Raw genomic sequence first — 4,458 nt, 5'->3', positions numbered from 1 at the left:
GAGTATTGTAGAGGAAGGTAGAATTCCACGTGTAGCGGTGAAATGCGTAGAGATGTGGAGGAATACCGGTGGCGAAGGCGGCCTTCTGGACAGATACTGACGCTGAGATGCGAAAGCGTGGGGAGCAAACAGGATTAGATACCCTGGTAGTCCACGCTGTAAACGATGTCGATTTGGAGTTTGTTGCCTAGAGTGATGGGCTCCGAAGCTAACGCGATAAATCGACCGCCTGGGGAGTACGGCCGCAAGGTTAAAACTCAAATGAATTGACGGGGGCCCGCACAAGCGGTGGAGCATGTGGTTTAATTCGATGCAACGCGAAGAACCTTACCTGGTCTTGACATCCACAGAATCTTGTAGAGATACGAGAGTGCCTTCGGGAACTGTGAGACAGGTGCTGCATGGCTGTCGTCAGCTCGTGTTGTGAAATGTTGGGTTAAGTCCCGCAACGAGCGCAACCCTTATCCTTTGTTGCCATCGATTAGGTCGGGAACTCAAAGGAGACTGCCGTTGATAAAGCGGAGGAAGGTGGGGACGACGTCAAGTCATCATGGCCCTTACGACCAGGGCTACACACGTGCTACAATGGCGTATACAAAGGGAGGCGACCTCGCGAGAGTAAGCGGACCTCACAAAGTACGTCTAAGTCCGGATTGGAGTCTGCAACTCGACTCCATGAAGTCGGAATCGCTAGTAATCGTGAATCAGAATGTCACGGTGAATACGTTCCCGGGCCTTGTACACACCGCCCGTCACACCATGGGAGTGGGTTGCACCAGAAGTAGATAGCTTAACCTTCGGGAGGGCGTTTACCACGGTGTGGTTCATGACTGGGGTGAAGTCGTAACAAGGTAACCGTAGGGGAACCTGCGGTTGGATCACCTCCTTACGAAGTGCTCGTAAGTGTTCACACAGATTGTTTGTTTATGAAGAGAAATAATTAAGTCCCCTTCGTCTAGAGGCCTAGGACATCGCCCTTTCACGGCGGTAACAGGGGTTCGAATCCCCTAGGGGACGCCATAAAATGTGATGAAATTATTTTTCTAAAAAATTATGTTTGTATTTACTTGATTTAGTGGTTAAGTGAATAGAAAGATAAAGCTCTTTAACAATTAGGAACAAGCTGAAAGAAACGAGTTCTCGTTTTTACGAAAGGCTTTTGATTATAGATTGAGTTAAAGTTTATTGAACTTTAATTGAACAATCTATAAATAAAAAGAGAATAAGTAAGAAAGAGAAGAAAGCGTAATTTAAACCAAGACAACTGTGAGTTGTAAGGTTAAGAAATTAAGCGTACACGGTGGATGCCTAGGCAATCAGAGGCGAAGAAGGACGTGTTAATCTGCGAAAAGCGACGGTAAGCTGATAAAAAGCGTAATAGCCGTCGATGTCCGAATGGGGAAACCCAGTGTAGGAAACTACACTATCATCTAATGAATTCATAGTTAGATGAGGCGAACCGGGAGAACTGAAACATCTAAGTACCCCGAGGAAAAGAAATCAACCGAGATTCCCTGAGTAGCGGCGAGCGAAAGGGGAGGAGCCCAAGCGGGTAGCATAAAGTATTAGTGGAAGCGTCTGGAAAGTCGCACGATAGAGGGTGAAAGTCCCGTACACGAAGGTACGTTATGTGGAAGCTTATAGAGTAGGGCGGGACACGTGATATCCTGTCTGAAGAAGGGGGGACCATCCTCCAAGGCTAAATACTCCTGATTGACCGATAGTGAACCAGTACCGTGAGGGAAAGGCGAAAAGAACCCCGGGAGGGGAGTGAAATAGACCCTGAAACCGTGTACGTACAATCAGTGGGAGCTGTTACCATTGGGTAATAGTGACTGCGTACCTTTTGTATAATGGGTCAGCGACTTATATTCTGTAGCGAGGTTAACCGAATAGGGGAGCCGAAGGGAAACCGAGTATTAACTGTGCGTTAAGTTGCAGGGTATAGACCCGAAACCCGGTGATCTAGCCATGGGCAGGTTGAAGGTTGGTTAACACTAACTGGAGGACCGAACCGACTAATGTTGAAAAATTAGCGGATGACCTGTGGCTGGGGGTGAAAGGCCAATCAAACCGGGAGATAGCTGGTTCTCCCCGAAAGCTATTTAGGTAGCGCCTCATGAATGACTGTTGGGGGTAGAGCACTGTTTCGGCTAGGGGGCCATCCCGGCTTACCAACCCGATGCAAACTCCGAATACTGACAAGTTGAATCATGGGAGACACACGGCGGGTGCTAACGTTCGTCGTGAAGAGGGAAACAACCCAGACCGCCAGCTAAGGTCCCGAAGTCATAGTTAAGTGGGAAACGAAGTGGGAAGGCTTAGACAGCTAGGATGTTGGCTTAGAAGCAGCCATCATTTAAAGAAAGCGTAATAGCTCACTAGTCGAGTCGGCCTGCGCGGAAGATGTAACGGGGCTAAAACTATGCACCGAAGCTGCGGCAGTGCACGCAAGTGTATTGGGTAGGGGAGCGTTCTGTAAGCCGTAGAAGGTGTGTTGTGAGGCATGCTGGAGGTATCAGAAGTGCGAATGCTGACATAAGTAACGATAAAGCGGGTGAAAAGCCCGCTCGCCGGAAGACCAAGGGTTCCTGTCCAACGTTAATCGGGGCAGGGTGAGTCGACCCCTAAGGAGAGGCCGAAGGGCGTATCTGATGGGAAACGGGTTAATATTCCCGTACTGGCTATAACTGCGATGGGGTGACGAAGAAGGCTAGGTTTACCACCTATTGGATGGTGGGTTAAGCGTGTAGGGGTGTGATTAGGCAAATCCGGTCACTGAAACTCTGAGGCGTGATGACGAGCTGCTAAGGCAGTGAAGTAATTGATGCCCTGCTTCCAGGAAAACCCTCTAAGCTTCAGGTTATAGTTAATCGTACCCGAAACCGACACAGGTGGTCAGGTAGAGAATACTAAGGCGCTTGAGAGAACTCGGGTGAAGGAACTAGGCAAAATGGTGCCGTAACTTCGGGAGAAGGCACGCTGATGTGTAATTGAAATCCCATGCGGACGTAGGTGAAATCAGTCGAAGATACCAGCTGGCTGCAACTGTTTAATAAAAACACAGCACTGTGCAAACACGAAAGTGGACGTATACGGTGTGACGCCTGCCCGGTGCTGGAAGGTTAATTGATGGGGTTATGCTTATGCAGAAGCTCCTGATCGAAGCCCCAGTAAACGGCGGCCGTAACTATAACGGTCCTAAGGTAGCGAAATTCCTTGTCGGGTAAGTTCCGACCTGCACGAATGGCGTAATGATGGCCAGGCTGTCTCCACCCGAGACTCAGTGAAATTGAAATTGCCGTGAAGATGCGGTGTACCCGTGGCAAGACGGAAAGACCCCGTGAACCTTTACTATAGCTTGACAGTGAACATTGAGCCTTAATGTGTAGGATAGGTGGGAGGCAAAGAAGCATGCACGCCAGTGTGAGTGGAGTCGACCTTGAAATACCACCCTTTAATGTTTGATGTTCTAACCTATACTTCTGAATCGAGGTAAGGGACACTGTCTGGTGGGTAGTTTGACTGGGGCGGTCTCCTCCCAAAGAGTAACGGAGGAGCACGAAGGTTAGCTAATCCTGGTCGGACATCAGGAGGTTAGTGCAATGGCAAAAGCTAGCTTGACTGCGAGAGTGACGGCTCGAGCAGGTACGAAAGTAGGTCATAGTGATCCGGTGGTTCTGAATGGAAGGGCCATCGCTCAACGGATAAAAGGTACTCCGGGGATAACAGGCTGATACCGCCCAAGAGTTCATATCGACGGCGGTGTTTGGCACCTCGATGTCGGCTCATCACATCCTGGGGCTGAAGTAGGTCCCAAGGGTACGGCTGTTCGCCGTTTAAAGTGGTACGCGAGCTGGGTTTAGAACGTCGTGAGACAGTTCGGTCCCTATCTGCCATGGGCGTAGGAAAATTGAGAGGGTTTGCTTCTAGTACGAGAGGACCGAAGTGAACGCACCGCTGGTGTTCGGGTTGTGATGCCAATTGCATTGCCCGGTAGCTACGTGCGGAATAGATAAGTGCTGAAAGCATCTAAGCACGAAACTAGCCTCGAGATGAGTTTTCCCTGAAGAGATTCAGTAAGGTCCGTTTGAGACTAAGACGTAGATAGGTCAGGTGTGTAAGTGTAGTGATACATTGAGCTAACTGATACTAATGAACCGAGAGTCTTAACCTTACAACTCGGAGTTGTTTTGGGTTACGCAGAAGTTATTACTAGATGAGAAAATCATCGAAAAGAGAATAGAGATTGAAAAAACAGTTTGTTCCGAATTGAGTGATTGTTGTTGATATGAGATAATGGACAGCAATTAAGAAAGAGAGTACAGGATATGTCTGGCGGTAATAGCGCGGTGGTCCCACCTGACCCCATGCCGAACTCAGAAGTGAAACGCCGTAGTGCCGATGGTAGTGTGGGTATTACCCATGTGAGAGTAGGGTGCCGCCAGACTTTTAAAT

At 48.9% G+C, this 4,458-nt stretch carries 1 tRNA gene and 3 rRNA genes; all 4 read left to right on the top strand.

Annotation, left to right across the window (positions count from 1 at the left end):
- A 16S ribosomal RNA gene (locus A9G32_RS04670) occupies positions 1 to 889 on the top strand; the annotation flags it as partial.
- 55 nt (positions 890 to 944) lie between these two features.
- Positions 945 to 1,020, top strand: a tRNA-Glu gene (locus A9G32_RS04665).
- Between the two features lie 257 nt (positions 1,021 to 1,277).
- A 23S ribosomal RNA gene (locus tag A9G32_RS04660) occupies positions 1,278 to 4,177 on the top strand.
- A 157-nt stretch (positions 4,178 to 4,334) separates the two neighbouring features.
- Positions 4,335 to 4,450, top strand: a 5S ribosomal RNA gene (rrf, locus tag A9G32_RS04655).
- The last annotated feature ends 8 nt before the right edge of the window (positions 4,451 to 4,458 follow it).

Origin of the sequence: Gilliamella sp. Gris3-2, assembly GCF_001690345.1 — a bacterium.
GTDB lineage: Bacteria > Pseudomonadota > Gammaproteobacteria > Enterobacterales > Orbaceae > Gilliamella > Gilliamella bombi.
This window is presented reverse-complemented; position numbering and strand designations above follow the sequence as displayed.